This window comes from Bacteroides sp. OF03-11BH, assembly GCF_003604005.1.
Taxonomy (GTDB): Bacteria; Bacteroidota; Bacteroidia; order Bacteroidales; family Bacteroidaceae; genus Bacteroides; species Bacteroides ovatus.
In genome coordinates this window covers 1-17,081 of sequence record NZ_QTMW01000030.1, presented here as the reverse complement: position 1 = coordinate 17,081, position 17,081 = coordinate 1, and the positions used below count along the sequence as shown (strand labels likewise).

Genomic DNA, 17,081 nt, shown 5'->3' with positions numbered 1-17,081 from the left:
TTGATCGTATGAAAATATATAAGACATTATTCCTGGGGCTGGGGTTAATTGCCCTGTCTTCCTGTTCGGACTTCCTGAATCAGACCTCACCGTCTGAATTGGATAATGAATCAACTTTTAATAATGCCTATTATACAGAATTGGCACTTAATAAAGTTTACGGCAGCCTGACGCAAGACCAGACTTATTCTAACTTCCTACCTATCATTGCCGGAACCAATACCGACTGTGAACTGATTGACGGTTTGGGTACGGATGCAAGCAACACGTCCAGCGAACGTGGTAATATGAACTACAACGCTAATCCGGGATGGTCACAACTTTCCAAAGTATGGGATGCCATGTACGGAGTAATCGAGAATGCGAATCTGGTAGTAGATGGTATAAACAATAGCCAACTGATACAACAAGCAGGAGCAACCCGTACCAGCATGATGAGATTCCGTGCAGAAGCGATGACATTGCGTGCGATGATTTATTTCGATCTGATCCGCTTGTTCGGTGATATTCCTTTCAAAACAGAATCTTCCAACAGCGACCTGTCTAATGTTTACATTGGAAAGGCAGATCGTGACGATATCATGGATGAATTGATAATTGAACTCGAGGAAGCTATCGGATATTTACCTTGGGCTGGTGAAGACGGTTATACAACCGAACATGTAAGCAAAGGCTATGCTCACGCTCTCTTGGCTAACATTGCAATGACACGTGCCGGATATGCTATCCGCGAACAAGCTAAAGACGGATATATCACCGGAGATAACAGTGACGCTACTTATCCTACTCAACGTTGCAGCGATACCAAACGTAGAGAACTATTCGAATTGGCCGAAAAACATCTGGCAGCTGTTGTCAGTTCAGGAAAACATAAACTGAATCCTTCTGTAGAAGAATACTGGCGTTTAATAAATATCGGACAACTAGATCAGACTTATCAAGAAAACCTGTTCGAGATTCCAATGGGACTAAACAAAAGTGGTGAGCTGGGATATACTATCGGATATCGTATAAACGGTGCCAGTTCCCTATTTGGTCCGAAAGGTAACTCATCCGGTAAGTTGAAACTGACTGCTCCTTATTATCTGTCATTTGGCGAAGGAGATATCCGCCGCGATCTGACTTGTGCTATTTCACAACTTTCTACAGACAAAAACACCAAAGTATTTAAAGAATATATGTTAGGAAATGCTCCTTTCGGTCTTTATTGTGGAAAATGGGATTATCGTAAGATGATGGAAAACTCTGAATGGTACGCAGCTGTATTGGCCAGCGATCAGAAAGTTTGTTCCGGTATCAACGTAGTGAAAATGCGTTATCCGCAAGTATTGCTGATGTATGCCGAAGTTGTGAACGAACTTTATGGTAAGGGTGCAACAGCCGAAGGTTGTACATTAACAGCCACAGCAGCCCTGAAAGAAGTACACGACCGTGCTTTCACCGATGCAACCAAACGTGATGCTGCATGGACTGCTCTAATGGGAAAAGACTTCTTCGATGCAATTGTTGACGAAAATGCATGGGAACTGGCAGGAGAAGGTGTTCGTAAGTTCGACCTAATCCGTTGGAACCTGTTGAGCGAAAAAATAGACGAATTCAAAAACGAATATACAAATGCAGTGTATAATGGTACATATCCACAGTATGTGAACTATAAATATCGCACGGACAATCCGATGTATATCGATATGACTTCTCTCGTATTTGGAGCTAAAGTAGGTGGAGAATATGAAAACAAGAGCTTTTTCGGAGCTGAAACCAGTGACAAGGAGCAAAAGAATCTGAAAGTAAACTTGCCTAGTATTTCTGGCGGATTGAACAAGGCTGTGAAGAATCGTTATTTATTGCCGATAGCTTCTACAACCATCTCTAACTCAAACGGTAAATTACATAACTCTTATGGTTATTCGGATTAATCTTAAAATCGTAAAATGATGAAGAATATAAAAAATATATTGGGAATGGGAGCTTTCATGCTCCTGACCTCTTTGGCTGTATCTTCGTGTACAGAGAAAAGTGATTGGGATATTGACTCTTCCTATAGCCGTCCTTTCGGAACTGATGAAAACGGAATCAGTATAGAAACAGACAGTAAAGTAGCCAGAGCGGTAGTAACTTGGAGCTCAACATCCAATACCGACTATTACATTATCGAGATTAGTCCTAACGAGATGACTGACGAAACTCCAATGGGATCAGAAGAAAATGGAAATATCGTTTATGGAAATGATCCTGCCAACCGGATCAAGCAGTCACCTTACACAATGGATAATCTGGCGGTAAATACGACTTATTATATGCGTATCAAGTCTATTTCCGGAGAGAAGGAATCTCGTTGGGTAAATTATAAAAAGACTTTTGCTTCAGTTAAGGAAGAAGCTATCCTAAATATTCCAACTACTGAAGACTTACCTGAAGGTCAAGGAAAAGTACGTATGTCATGGGAAGCCGGATTAGCAGTCGATCATTTCGAAATCATGGAAACGGGTGCCACAGAAGCAACTTCACGTGTTATTTCGTCAACAGAAGCTGCCGCAGGTGAAGCATGGGTTGAAAATTTGAAGTCATTCACTGAATACACGATTACTATTTATAATGGAAATAATCCGCGTGGTTCACAGACTGTTACCATCCCTGGTTTGGAAATCGAATCTACCATCAGTGATATAACAGCAAATTCAGCTGTATTCTCATGGGAAGAAACGGTGGATGTAGATGAATATGCTTGTGTTCTTTCTACCGAAGGAGTACCTGAATCAGGAACCCAATTATCACCAGCAGATATTGCTGCACATAAGGTGGCAATCACAGGTTTGGCTTCCAGTACGGAATATACGGCTTATGCTTTCGCAAACGGCTCTATATGTTCTCGTATCACCTTTACAACTAAGAAAGGTAAACCGACGGGGTATACTGAAATGACATGGGAAGATGCCCTTGCCAACTGGGATAATCTTTCAGGAAAAGTATTAATCAATGTTTCCGGAACAGAAGGATTTGCACAAGAAAAAGAAAGCATTGCTGCTGGCGTGACTCACCTTATTTTCTGGGGTGACAGTCAAGACGGACAGGTTAATATGACTATTAAAAAAGGCATAGGTGCCAGCGGAATATGTGATAAAGTAGAATTCCATAATCTGAATATTACCGATGAAGGAAATACAACCCTTATTTATCAAAACGGTGCTTCAGGTTGCATCAAAGAAATAGAAGTTACCTCGTGTACAATTACCAATATCCGTGGTATCGTTCGTATGAATGCAAGTACAAGTAATGCTATGTCTGTTACTATTGACGACTGTATCATCAAAGGATTGGGAAGAGCAGCAACATCCAATCATTATGGATTACTTCTTTCTGACAAGGTAACATTAACAACTCTCAATTTAGTGGTTTCCAACACTTCTATTATTGTATCCAAGGGAGCTTCTGCGTCTCAATTCATAAGACACAAGTCAGGACAACCCGGTACAATAACAATCAAAGATTGTACATTCTATGATATGTCAGCAAGTGATGCTTTCTGCAGAGATACAAAAGACATGACAATAACTATATCAAACACCCTGTTTGCCAAAGGTGGAGTTAAACCTTTCTACAACACAAGTTCCGTAGCTACAACCCTGAACGTAAACGGCTTGTATAAGGCTTCTGACTTTTCATTTGTTACACCCGACTGGGGAAAAGACTATACTAGTCTTCCTCTGACTTCCGATCAGCTATTCCCTAATGGTTCAAGTGAAGATTTGACTTTTGGAGCAGATGTTCCTGAAGAATACAGAGTCGGTGACCAACGTTGGAACAAATAACTAAATAAAACTACAAGGTTTTCCGTCAAGTCTGGAATTTGCATTTACTTGACGGAGAATCTTCTCTAAAAAGCAACAGATATTATGAATACAAATTCAATCAATACAATAAGTAAATACTTACTTCTGTTCTTGTTGATTCTTACAGGTGCTTCCTGTAATGACAACGATGATGCAGAAGATACAAGCATCCCTGTTCTGATTTCACAGAATATCAATGATGGTGATGTAGTAGGTCCGAGCGGATATGTAGAACTGACTTTCAGCAAAGCTATGCGTCAGGCTCCGGATACAGAAATCTATTTCAACGGAGGAGTAGTGCGTGTATCCATCAACTACGAAAAAGTACGTTATACCTTCTCTGGTATGGAAAACAAAGAATGTACTTTCGAAGTTCCTGCCGGAGCATTAACGGATATGCAGGGAAGAGCTTACGACGAAGACTTCTTTTTAAGCTTTACTGCCAAATCTGAAATTTCGGGCGGTGGAAAAGTATTCGATGCAATTGTTGATTCAAAAGGGAATGGTGATTACACTACTCTCCAGGCTGCAATCAACGCCATCACTACCCCACCTACCAGTCCTTATAAAATCTTCATTGCCAACGGAACTTATAATGAATGTGTCCGGATCAATAAGAATAAACCATTTGTTCATTTAATCGGTGAGAGCCGTGATGGTGTTAAAATCCAGTTTGCAGTAAACCGTGTAGATGATTCAAGTAATGCTACCTCATGGCCTTATTCTATTTTCAACGAAAATTCACCAGCCCGCAAAGCCGGATATAGTGAAGACCAAAACACAGTAGTGTTGATTGAAGCCACAGACTTTTATGCTGAAAATATTTCAATCATCAATCTTTATGGTGCATTCTCAAATCGTCACACTGGTGGTTTAGGTAAAAACGGACAGGCAGAAGCCTTGATAAACCGTGAAGACCGCTTTGCTTTGAATAACTGTTTGCTTGTCTCCTACCAGGATACATGGTGGACCCGTTATTGGAACAATACAACCCCTCATCGTGCATACGTTTATAACTCATGGATTGAAGGTCATACAGATTATATCTGGGGAAGTGGCGATGTACTTATCGAAAACAGTACATTCTATAATACAGGCAATGACGGTGGTAGCGTTATAACTGCTTCGCGTACCAGTGAAAGCGATAAATACGGATATGTTATAAAAGATTGTACGGTAAACGGTGATGATACAAAATTCTCATTCGGACGTTCCCAAGCCACAACCACGAAAACTGTCTGGATCAACACCAAGTTGAAAATGGATATTATAGATTCACACTGGGGATATGGTGGACAAGTACCTACACTATATGCTGAATATAACACTATCGACAAGAATGGAAATATGATTGCGGAAAGTAAAACAATCACCTCCGGAAACGTTTCCTTCACTAGTTCAGTGCTAACAGCATCCGAAGCTGCTAAATATACATATGAGAATATAATAACTATTGACAGCTGGAACCCGAAAGAGTATATGGAAACTCCCCTTGCAGCACCTACCAATGTCAATCTGTCGGGAAACACTCTGACATGGGATGCAGTATCCGGTGCTGCCGGCTACCTCATCTTTATGAATGGTAACTATGCAGGGCAAACGACAGACACTACCGTTACACTGACCAACACTGACGAAAGCAATATTTATACAGTGAAAACTGTAAGCCAGTACGGTACAGTAAGCGAATAAAACCAATAAGATTTAATAAAGAGTTCTTTGTCACATCATCAGCAAATATAATGTATGAGACAAAGAACTCTATTTTTTTAAAAGATAATTTGTATGCTCAAATCTATTAAAATGGGATTATTGTGCTTCTGTGTAATCAACCTATCGGTTGCTTGCAGCAGCAAAGACCCAAGTATCACCGATGAAACACCGGGACAGAATACCGGTAACGGTGGTAATGAGAACGAAGGTGGTGAAGAAGAGACACCTGCCGAAACGCGTTATGCCTTTCCGGGTGCTTACGGTGCAGGTCGTTATACTACCGGCGGAGCAGGCGGAGATGTATATATAGTAACTTCGCTTGAAGACAACGATAAGACAACACAAGGAACATTACGCTACGCATTAAATCGCACGGGAAAGCGCACGATCGTATTTGCAGTAAGTGGATTGATAGAACTGAAAAGCCCCTTGAGGATAACCAACGGAGATGTAACGATTGCCGGCCAGAGTGCACCGGGTGACGGTATTTGCCTGAAAGGACATCCCGTATCCGTACAGGCGGACAACGTAATCATCCGTTTCATGCGTTTCCGCATGGGATCGGACAATTTTACAACAGAAGCAGAAGCCGACAGCGGTGATGCATTGTGGGGAAAGCAACATAAAAATATTATCATTGACCATTGTTCGATGAGTTGGAGCACTGATGAATGTGCTTCTTTCTACGATAACACTAACTTTACCATGCAATGGTGTATCATCAGCGAAAGTTTGAATCGTTCGGTACACACCAAAGGTAATCACGGTTACGGAGGAATATGGGGAGGATCACCCGCTACATTCCACCACAATTTATTAGCCCACCACAGCAGCCGTACACCACGTTTATGCGGTAGCCGCTATACAGGGAAACCGGAAAATGAAAAACTCGATTTACGAAATAATGTTTTCTATAACTGGGGACCGACCAATGGTGGCTATGCAGGAGAAGGAGGAAGCTATAATTTCGTGAACAACTACTACAAGCCCGGACCAGTTACCAATACCAAGAAAAATATTGTAAACCGTATCTTCCAACCTAACGGTGATGACGGTACAAATAAAAACACCAAAGGTATATGGGGTACTTTTTATCTGAAAGGAAACTATTTTGATGGCACATGTCCTGAATTGAAAGCCGAATATCAATCTCTGCTTACTTCTGTAAACAATGACAACTGGCAAGGGTTACACCCCAATGCAACAGAAGCCGTTCCTTTACCCGATGGAGGAGAAAAAGCACTTCAGTCAAGTAACGAATTTACTATTTCCGAAGATGCATCCGAATTCACTCAATCGGCAAAAGAAGCTTATGAATCAGTATTAAAGTATGCCGGTGCTTCCTTAAAATATGATGATGTCGATAAACGCATCATAGCCAACGTTCGCAACGGAGATTATACGGCAGACGGCAGCAATGGCAGTGAAAAGGGACTCATTGATAAAGCCAGCGATGTAGGTGGCTGGCCGGAATATAAAAAGGAAACCGGTCCAAAAGACACCGACGGCGACGGCATCCCTGATGAATGGGAGACTGCCAACGGTTTGAACCCCAAAAGTAAGGCCGACGGTGCCAAATATACTCTAAGTAAAACGTATACCAATCTGGAGGTTTACCTCAACAGTCTGGTAGAAACGTTGTATCCCAACAAATAAATCGTCTATATCCCCAAACAGTTAAAAGATAATGAAGCAGAAAATATCTCTATTTTATGTAGCTATTGCATTCAGCATCGCAGGATTATGTACCTCATGCTCTTCCGACGATCCTGTAGATGATACAGGTGGAGGAACAAATAATCCAGGTGGGACATCTTCTGATGTCAAGCAACTGGATTATGGAGAACTTCTTGCTTTCCCATACGCCGAAGGCCACGGTCGCAATACCACCGGAGGACGCGGAGGAAAAGTTTATCATGTGACTAGCCTTGAAGACGACACCAGTGGAAGTATCAGCGGAAGTCTGCGCTGGGCTATGAAACAAGACGGTCCTAAAACGATTGTATTTGATGTGTCGGGTACCATCTATTTGAAATCGGAATTAAAAACCCAGAAAGATGATCTGACCATTGCCGGACAAACATCACCGGGCGGTATCTGTATCGCCAATTACCCATTTACGATTAATTCCAGCAATATCATCATTCGTTTCATCCGTTTTCGCCCCGGAAACTCTAACGTAGACTGCGACGGATTAGGAGGTTGTGACAAACAAAATGTAATCATCGATCATTGTTCAGTAAGCTGGGGAAGCGATGAATGTCTTTCTGTCTATGGTATGCAAAATTCTACCGTACAATGGTGTTTAGCTTATCAAGCCTTACGTGTGACTGATGTAAAGATCAATGCTGCCACAGGTAAATTCGCTTCTCACGGATATGGCGGTAACTGGGGAGGAAACTATGCCTCTTACCACCATAACCTGATAGCCCATTGCGAAAGCCGTGTTCCACGCCTTGGTCCCCGATATACTACATTAGCACTGAACAACAACGATGGAGAGCGAGTGGATATGCGCAACAATGTTTACTACAATTGGGGAGGCGAAGGCTGCTACGGTGGTGAAGCGCAACACGTGAATATCGTTAACAACTACTACAAGCCAGGCCCCGGAACCGATGAAAGCGGTAAAGCAGACCGTGCTTACCGTATCGCCAAGCCGGATGTATATCCGGAAAATTACTCCGGCGAAGCTTACAAAAAATGGCTTCAAACTTGGGGGAAGTTTTATATCGACGGAAATAAAGTGGTAGACAATACGACTGTTAGCAATGATAACTGGACAAAAGGCGTATTTGAACAAATGGATAATAAAAACTGTGCAACTACGGAGCTTTGGAACCAACATACCCAGATAAAATCAAGTTCACCGGTAGTTAAGACAGGAAATGTAAGAACTCATACGCCGGATGAGGCTTATGAACGTGTGATGAGCTATGCAGGAGCCAGCAACTATCGTGATAAAGTCGACGAGTTGATAATTAGCGACGTTAAAAACAGAAAAGCAAGTTGCACGGGAGATGCCAGCAAATGGGAAGGTCTTTCCGGCTACTCACAAAACAAAAGTGGATATATCAACGACCCGAAAGATGTCTGCACAGCCTTAGGAGTAAGTGATCCCTACGATGTTCTGAAATCTGTAACCAATGCAAACGTGAAAGATACGGACGGTGACGGTATTCCCGACTACTGGGAAGAAGAATATGGTTTGAATCCCAAGAAATCTGCTGATGGAAAAGAAACGACTATTGACAAAAACGGGAAGTACACTAATCTGGAAATGTATCTCAATAGTCTGGTGCACGAAATCATGGTAAATGGTGCGACAGGTGGCAGTGTTATAGAATAATTTTAGTAAATTCAAACCCAAATGATAAATTAGTAATGAAAAAGAATATATTAGCAATCTGTAGTTTGATATTGGCTTTTCCTCTAGTGGGACAAGCCATGCAACCTGCCATTTCGGTTGAAAAAACATCAAAGGACTATCCTACCCCGGATCGTTCCAAAGTTCTCGCCTTCCCCGGTGCCGACGGAGCAGGAAAATATACCACCGGTGGTGCCGGAGGTACTGTATACACTGTTACGTCCCTGGCAGACGACGGTTCGGAAGGGACACTTCGCTGGGCTATCAGCAAGAAAGGTCCCCGCACCATTATCTTTGCGGTTAGCGGAATTATTGAATTACAAAAAGCATTAAAACTCAGCAATGGAGATGTGACCATTGCAGGACAGACAGCTCCGGGTGATGGCATTTGCCTGAAAAACTATACATTCTCTATTCAGGCAGACAATGTTATCGTCCGTTTCATCCGTTCCCGTATGGGAGTCGACATCAAACAAAAAGGTGACGACTCAATGAATGGTACTAAAGCGCACCAAAACATTATCATAGACCACTGCTCCATGAGTTGGTGTACGGACGAATGTGCCACATTCTATGATAACCGTAATTTCACACTTCAGTGGTGCATCATCAGTGAAAGTCTCGCCAATTCTATCCACGAAAAGGGAGCACATGGTTATGGGGGTATCTGGGGTGGACAACCTGCTACTTTTCACCATAACTTACTCGCCCATCACACTAACCGCACACCCCGTCTTTGCGGAAGCCGTTATACGGGTCGTCCGGAAGATGAAAAAGTGGAATTATTCAATAATGTGATTTATAATTATGGCAGTGACGGTGCTTATGCCGGTGAAGGAGGTTCCTACAACTTTATCAATAACTACTATAAACCGGGACCTTTCAGTGCGACAAAAGGTTCTTTCAAACGCTTGTTTACAGCGTATGCCGATGATGGCAAAAACAACAATAAAGCAGGTGTTCATGGTGTATTCTATTTCAAAGGTAACTATATGGATCCTACCTGTCCCAAACTGACCGATAAGCAGAAAGAGGCTCTTTATAAAGTGAATATGGATAACTCTTACGGACTGGTTATCAAAAAGGACTTTGCCACAGAAAAGGAAGTACTGTCTAAAAAAGCATTTGACATAGCCGAACATACTTCTTTGCAACCTGCCAAGAAAGCCTACAAAGATGTTCTCGAGTTTGCCGGTGCTTCATATCGCCGTGACGCCATAGACCAACGCATCGTAGATGAAACTCTCAAAGGCACTTATACTTACGAAGGTTCTCACAGAAGCACGAATGGAATGATTGACCAACCGTCTGATGTAGGAGGATGGCCGGAATATAAATCAGAAACAGCACTTGTTGATACAGATGGTGATGGTATTCCCGATGAATGGGAAAAGAAACACAACCTTAATCCCAATGATCCTTCAGACGGAGCCAAATATACATTAAGCCCGGAATATACAAACCTGGAAATGTATATGAACAGCCTTGTGAATCATCTATACCCTAAAAAATAATTTCGGATAACCAAGATGAGGGTAAATGTATCGGAACTCTCATAAACAAAAAATCACCCTCGCCACAGATAGTTGTAGTGAGGGTGATTTCGATAAAAGGGGAGCTTTGAACATCCCCCTTTCTATTTCTTTCCTTTCCTATTATTATCTCCCCACTCTATCCCGATACTCTGTAGGCGTCATTCCAACCTGTGCTTTAAAGCATTTACTGAAATAACGCGGATCATTAATGCCGACCATATACGAAATCTGGGTCATATTAAATTCTCCGGTTTCTATTAATTGTGTAGCCCGCTTGATACGCATTTCTTTGATAAATTCAATCGGAGCCAGTCCGGTAAGTGTTTTCAGCTTCTTGAAGAAGACAGAACGGCTGACAGCCAGTTCCCGAACCAGATCATCTACCACCAGTTCTCCATTATCCATGTTCTGCTCCATCAACTCTACCAATTTATCCATAAACTTACGGTCGTTGGGAGACATTTCGAGAGTTGCAGGTACAGTTTCGGAGGCATCTTCTTCAGCAGACGGCATATCCGTAGCCACAGGCACTTCCTCCTGACCGGTAGAAATATTAATATGCATCAGACTATCCCGGTAGAAACTTTGCAGTTTCTTACGCTGCATCAACAGATTTTCCACACGGGCTTGCAGATAGGTAGCACTGAAAGGCTTCGTTATATAATCGTCCGCACCATATTCCAGTCCCTCCAGTTTGCTTTCAATCGTAGTTTTGGCAGTAAGCAAGATGATAGGTATATGGCTGGTCGTCATATCCGCACGCAGTTCGCGCGTCATTTCGATACCATCTTTCTCAGGCATCATCACGTCACTGATGATAATATCCGGCAGGTACTTCAAAGCCTTGCTTGCCCCCTCCTTACCGTCAGCAGCTTCCACCACCCGGTACATCGGAGAAAATATACTGCGCAAGAATTCACGTAACTCCTGATTATCTTCGACTAACAGCATCAATTCTTTGGAGTTCTCTTCTTTCGCAAATTCTTCCCCATACACGTCATCAATCTTCTCCGAATCATCGCTTACCAACGTTTCAAACTGAATGGAAGAATTGGCAATATCCACTACCTGTCCCATTCTTGCCGGAGCATCCGCATCTTCCAGAATAAACTCGGCTTCCTTATCGTAATGTTCTTTTCCCTTGAGGAAATCGACTTTGAAGCAACTCCCTTCTCCCAAATGACTATCAACGGAAATAGTCGCTTTATGCATTTCCACCAACTCTTTCACCAATGAAAGTCCGATACCCGTACTAGCCTGATTGAAAAGATTCTTATCTACCAGATTCTCAAAACGGACAAACAGTGACTTCTTTTTGTTTTCCGCGATACCGATACCCTGATCTTGCACACCGATAGAAACCGTCTTTTCATCTTCCCGGATAAACATCGTAATCATCTTGCCATTCGGCGTATATTTAAATGCATTGGAAAGCAAATTGAATACAATCTTTTCCAGCTTATCGGCATCCACCCAAAGATAAAGATGTTCCTTTTCGGTCTGGAACAGGAAATCAATCCGATGTTCCTCGGCCACAGCTTCAAAATTTTCCATCACCTTACGGACAAAAGGTACAATATCCACCCGCTGCACCTGCATCTTCATCTTCTTATTCTGAATCTTGCGGAAGTCCAGAATCTGATTGACAAGACGAAGCATCCGATTGGTGTTCCGTTCAACCACCACTAACTGTTCGCGAGCATCAGCCGGCAATTTATCATTCTTCAAGACCTGCTCCACCGGACCGGCTATCAACGTAAGCGGAGTACGCAACTCATGCGATATGTTAGTAAAGAAACGCAGTTTTATATCTGAAATCTGCTGTTCGACCGAAACTTCATGCTTCAACCGATAAATAGTAAACAGGATATAAACGGCTACGAGAATAATAATCAGAATAAAAAGAACATAAAGCACATAAGCTACCGGCGTCTCCCAGAAAGAAGGCAGAATAACAATGTTCAGTATACGTTCATTATCCACCCACACACCATCACTATTCGTTGAACGAACACGGAGCACATACTCTCCTTTCGGAAGATTCGTATAAGTCACACTACGCTGCTTGTCGGCAAAAGTCCACTGTTTCTCAAATCCGTCGAGAATATAAGCATACTGTATATTCTGCGGATTAGTATAATCGAGTGCAGCGAAGTGAACGGAGAAAATATTCTCTTTGTGTGAGAGCACCAATGGGTCGGTATCGTCAATATCCACCTTCAACAAGGAGTTATCTCCGGGCGTAATATCCTCATTAGTCACCATCAGTTTGGAGAATACGATAGGTGGGATATAGCTACTCTTACGAATAGAGTCGGGATTAAATATAAAGACTCCCCCACTGGCACCGAAAAGCATACTTCCTTTAGCCGTCAATGTGGAAGCCGCTTCACTAAAGCGCACTGGGAAAGTAATACTACGTTCGTCGTAACTTTCAAAACGTTCTTCAGACGGGATAAATTTACAAATTCCATTCTCCGTACTAATCCATAAATTCTCCTTACTATCTTCGCGGGCAGAAAGCAAGACGTCGGAAGGAAGACCGTCCAGTACGGAATATGATTTGAACTCTCCGTGGCCGTCCTTACTGATAGATATCAGTTTGTTGAGTCCCCCACCGAAAGTAGCCAGATACAGTTCCTTTTTCTTAGTGGAAATAATCCAATGGACATCATTATTACTCAGACTTTGCGTATCGTTCGGCATACGGGAGAAATGATAAAACTGCACATCCTCCGGTTTCTTAAAGTTCTCATCAAAAGCAACAGCTCCCGTAGTTGTACCTACCCACAGGCGTCCATTATTATCGGAAGTAATGAAACGCGCTTTGTAGCAAGGATCAATCGGATACCCTTTCAGATTATTCCGGTGATTGATAAACAATGTCTTTCCTGCTTCATTCTGCGTGATATAATTGATACCTCCGGCAAAAGTAGCTACCCAAATACGACCATAATGATCTTCATAGATACAATACACATTATTATCGCTCAAACTGTACATATCCTCTTCACGATGAAGATAACGGGTCAGTTTATAAGACATTCCGTTGGAAGAAGTCGGCTCGGCACGGACAAGTCCGTCTCCTTTTGTTGCAATCCAGATGATTCCTTTCGAATCCTGAATAACAAAATAAACAGTTCCCAACATGGGAGTACCGGTAGTAGAAACGATGCCGCTTTCGGTCAGGTATCCTTTATAAGCTTTATCGGCATCATACATACGAAGCATACCATCTTTCAAGCCAACCCACAGATTACCCAGTTTGTCTTCGCACAGGGCACGTACCTCATTATGCAATGATTCATGTTCATGCGGCATGGGAGTCATCATCGCAAAAGGTACATTCCGATAAGTCACCTTCTCCAATCCCTTGGAGTGGGTGCAAAGCCATAAATTACCTTGTTTGTCGGAGAAAGCCGAATGAATCTTATTGGAGAAGCGCCAGTCACGGCTACCCAGTCCGTTATAGAAAGGAACCAACCGTTTTTTTTGAGGATCGAAGTAAGAGAAACCTCCTCCGTAAGGGTGTACCCAAAGATACCCGTTTACATCTCCATGGATATGGAAGGCCGGACGGGAACGTTCGGGATTACTGTATTCAATAAGAATCTGTTCACGGGTCACCACTCCGGTCGAGGGATTAAAATGGGCTACAACACCCGGTTCTTCCTGCTCGAACCACACTTCCGAAGAACGGTCTACATAAGCAGAAAGGATTGGTTTTGCGGGTAAAGCCTTACAAGTCAAAAATGAGTAATGCACGTTTGTTTTGGTCCGCAGGTTATAAGTAAAGAAACCATCCGAATCGGTAGTAATTACAGAAACGTCCGGTGCAACGGGGTGAATGGAAGTGATCTGCCCTTTTGTAGGAAGTTCGATCAACGTAAATTCTCCGCTATCTTTCTGATAAGACCAGATACGTCCATGATCCGAAGCAAAGCAGATGTCCTTATCCCGCTCCTGTACTGCATAGAAGGCTTGGTTCATGCCGCCAAACTTCCCTTTTGTCTCCGTAAAATAGGAATCCGGTTCTTTCTTGCCGGGGCGGATCATGCCGAGGCCGTTATCCGTCAACAACCAGTCATTGCCTGCTTTATCCTGATGTACTTTGAATACATGCAAAGAGGGAAACAGTTCCGTCTTACTGGAATAAATATCCCATGTCAGACGATTATTCTCATTCGGATGAGTTAGGATGCGGATGGCTCCGTCATTTTCTGTCAGCAGCCAGACGGTTCCGTTCGGCATCACCTCAATGGTATGCACATTGAAAGCACTCCCCTCCTCTCCGGCAGCAGGTACTTGTTCGAAAGTCTCTGTCTTCGGGTCGAAACGATGGACACGATTATCATAAGTCAGTAGCCACAAAAAACCATAACGGTCTTCATAGATACGGTCTACGCGATTATTGGTCAGACTGATGTAATTTCCCTGACGAGCCTTATATGTTTTGAAGGTATAACCGTTGAAACGGTTGATTCCATCCCAAGTGGCAAACCAAAGGTTGTCTTTGTGATCTTGCAAGATGTTCATCACCGTATTTTGGGACAATCCATCTTCAGTAGAATAGTGGGTGAAAAAACAGTGCTGCTGCGCATGTGTCGAGAACACAATAGCTAGCAAAAGAATTACTGAAATTAAGGTTTTCTTCATCATATAACTAGGTTCTGTGCCGTAAAGATAGAAAAATAGTTGTACTTTTATGCAATCTTTAGCGGCTATTTAACAGAATCGAGCCATTCTATAGGACAAGTGATCTATTGTCTTTTATATATCCATTGTTTTTTGCTTAGTAATTCATTTCTTTACATATTCGTCAAGTCAACGTTTCACTGTTATCAGTTTGTTTCCGTCCGCTACCGGATTCCATCCATCTTCGCCTGCCAGTACAGTCGTAATCTCGTATCCTTGCAGGTTTTTCAGTTGTTGGGAGAAAGCGGCACGCGCTTTCGGATTGGCTCCTTCGCCCCGGCTCTCATATTCGGCATAGAAGACTGTCTTTTCGTTCTCTTTCTTGCCCCAGTTATTCCAGCCGACAGGGAGAATGTGCTTACCCAGTTCGCAACGGATAAATACAGCTTGCGCATACGGACGCCAGGGACGAGACAGATATACTTTTGTAGCTTCCGGTTCCGCAGTCAGTTTGCAATCATAGAAGACATAGCCATACTTTTTCCCTTTATCGGTAGAGGGAGCAGTGACATAACCGTCGCACTTGCTATGAATGTGGCAGCGATTGAAAACAGCGGTAGACCATCCGAAAATAAAATCGACTGTTCCTTCGATGTAACAATCTTCGTAATATTGGCGGCTTTGCTTCCCGTATGTATAGAGAGTATCCTGAAAGCCGAGGAAACGGCAGTTCTTAAAAAAAGCACGGTCGGCAGATACAAAGCAGGCAACTGCCTGTCCTACGGGACCTGATGAATTCTCAAAGGTGATGTTTTCTGCATAAAAATCGGGAGCGTAAATGTAACAGCTGGACGAACCGGAAGTTCCCATGTTCTCACCGAATACGTTTTTCTTGTTTGCAAAACCGTCATAAGTCAATACCGTACCTTCTTCTCCAATCAGGGAAATATTGATTTTAGATTCAGGGATAATCAGTTTTTCTTTATAGGTACCCTTGCGAACCAGAATTGTGGTACGCACTTCTTTGCGAAAATCAGGAACTGCATTGATCGCTTCCTGCACGGTAAAGAAATCACCGCTACCATCTTGAGCCACTACATAATCGGATTGACGGATATATTTCGCCAGTTCCGGAATTTCCTTGCCGATGGCATCCACCGCCAATCCGGCAATGGTTCGTGCTCCGTATACATTCAAGTGAGTATTGTCTTCACGGCCTTTCGGAAAAGCAGGCACCTGATTGGGTTCGACAAACATAAATAATTTCTTAGATTCTACAGGTCCAAGTCCTTGCACCAGGTCGTGAGTGATTTTATTCATATCGATGAAAGTTACTCCCAATTCTTTTGCCACATTGCGGGGAGCATCCAGATAAGCACCATGCGTATCGAATAAAACAGTACCTTCCTTCGGTTGTTCCTTTTCCCCCGGTGTGCGACGGACATCTTTTGCGATGGCATCATCCTTCGGCTGCACAAAGTTTCGACGGACGATAGAGTTAAACAATACCGGTATTCCACCTTTGGCACGGGTTTCATTTACATAGCGGCGAAGAATCTCATCAAAAGTTGTCCCCGGATCAGTGTGACGGGTAGAGTCTGCTTTCTCATCATTATGGCCGAACTGAATAAAGACATAATCTCCTTTTTCCACTTTGGAAATCACTTTTTCCCAACGTCCCTCACTGATAAAACTCTTGGAGCTTCGACCGTTGGCAGCATGGTTGTCTATCCGTATATCTTCGGAGAAGAATCCGGGAAGCACCATTCCCCAACCACGTTCGGGGTTTCCTCCATCCATTTTCTTGTTAGCCATCGTCGAATCGCCTATCATAAAGATAGTGATGACCGGTTTGTCTGCACGAAACGCAGAAAAAAGAATGAGAGCCACAGCCAATAGCCCTACCATTTTAACCCTAAGTGTTTTCATATTTTTCATACTCTCTATGAGTTTATTTTGGTTCTTCGTCAAATTTGGTGGTAATCTCTTTTTTATTTCAAC

At 42.8% G+C, this 17,081-nt stretch carries 8 protein-coding genes; 6 read left to right on the top strand and 2 right to left on the bottom strand.

Going from position 1 to position 17,081, the window contains the following annotated elements:
- The first annotated feature begins 8 nt into the window (after positions 1-8).
- The 6 genes from DXA54_RS18975 (at position 9) to DXA54_RS18950 (ending at position 10,424) form a co-directional block, all read left to right on the top strand.
- Positions 9-1,916, top strand: coding sequence for a RagB/SusD family nutrient uptake outer membrane protein (locus DXA54_RS18975; RefSeq protein WP_120080387.1), 1,908 nt, complete (start codon positions 9-11; stop codon positions 1,914-1,916).
- Positions 1,917-1,931: 15 nt separating this feature from the next.
- Complete coding sequence (locus tag DXA54_RS18970) at positions 1,932-3,809, top strand: DUF5123 domain-containing protein (protein ID WP_004309416.1); 1,878 nt, start codon at positions 1,932-1,934, stop codon at positions 3,807-3,809.
- 84 nt (positions 3,810-3,893) lie between these two features.
- Positions 3,894-5,522, top strand: a complete 1,629-nt coding sequence (locus DXA54_RS18965; protein WP_004305292.1) for a pectinesterase family protein — start codon at positions 3,894-3,896, stop codon at positions 5,520-5,522.
- 93 nt (positions 5,523-5,615) lie between these two features.
- Complete coding sequence (locus tag DXA54_RS18960; RefSeq protein WP_120080385.1) at positions 5,616-7,199, top strand: pectate lyase; 1,584 nt, start codon at positions 5,616-5,618, stop codon at positions 7,197-7,199.
- A gap of 31 nt (positions 7,200-7,230) precedes the next feature.
- Complete coding sequence (locus DXA54_RS18955) at positions 7,231-8,892, top strand: pectate lyase (protein WP_120080383.1); 1,662 nt, start codon at positions 7,231-7,233, stop codon at positions 8,890-8,892.
- 35 nt (positions 8,893-8,927) lie between these two features.
- Complete coding sequence (locus DXA54_RS18950; RefSeq protein ID WP_120080381.1) at positions 8,928-10,424, top strand: pectate lyase; 1,497 nt, start codon at positions 8,928-8,930, stop codon at positions 10,422-10,424.
- Between the two features lie 144 nt (positions 10,425-10,568).
- Here DXA54_RS18950 and DXA54_RS18940 read toward each other — a convergent pair whose 3' ends face one another.
- Both DXA54_RS18940 and DXA54_RS18935 read right to left on the bottom strand, forming a co-directional pair.
- The gene (locus DXA54_RS18940; RefSeq protein ID WP_120080379.1) at positions 10,569-15,104 is read right to left on the bottom strand and encodes a two-component regulator propeller domain-containing protein; all 4,536 of its coding nucleotides are present in this window, start codon (positions 15,102-15,104) and stop codon (positions 10,569-10,571) included.
- 165 nt (positions 15,105-15,269) lie between these two features.
- Positions 15,270-17,018: a pectinesterase family protein gene (locus tag DXA54_RS18935; RefSeq protein WP_008650704.1), complete on the bottom strand. Its 1,749-nt coding sequence runs from the start codon at positions 17,016-17,018 to the stop codon at positions 15,270-15,272.
- Positions 17,019-17,081: the final 63 nt, after the last annotated feature.

Bases quoted from the DNA above. Each gene is read 5' to 3' on its own strand.
- DXA54_RS18975 (WP_120080387.1), top strand. From the start codon at position 9: ATGAAAATATATAAGACATTATTCCTGGGGCTGGGGTTAATTGCCCTG.
- DXA54_RS18970 (WP_004309416.1), top strand. From the start codon at position 1,932: ATGATGAAGAATATAAAAAATATATTGGGAATGGGAGCTTTCATGCTC.
- DXA54_RS18965 (WP_004305292.1), top strand. From the start codon at position 3,894: ATGAATACAAATTCAATCAATACAATAAGTAAATACTTACTTCTGTTC.
- DXA54_RS18960 (WP_120080385.1), top strand. From the start codon at position 5,616: ATGCTCAAATCTATTAAAATGGGATTATTGTGCTTCTGTGTAATCAAC.
- DXA54_RS18955 (WP_120080383.1), top strand. From the start codon at position 7,231: ATGAAGCAGAAAATATCTCTATTTTATGTAGCTATTGCATTCAGCATC.
- DXA54_RS18950 (WP_120080381.1), top strand. From the start codon at position 8,928: ATGAAAAAGAATATATTAGCAATCTGTAGTTTGATATTGGCTTTTCCT.
- DXA54_RS18940 (WP_120080379.1), bottom strand. From the start codon at position 15,104: ATGATGAAGAAAACCTTAATTTCAGTAATTCTTTTGCTAGCTATTGTG.
- DXA54_RS18935 (WP_008650704.1), bottom strand. From the start codon at position 17,018: ATGAAAAATATGAAAACACTTAGGGTTAAAATGGTAGGGCTATTGGCT.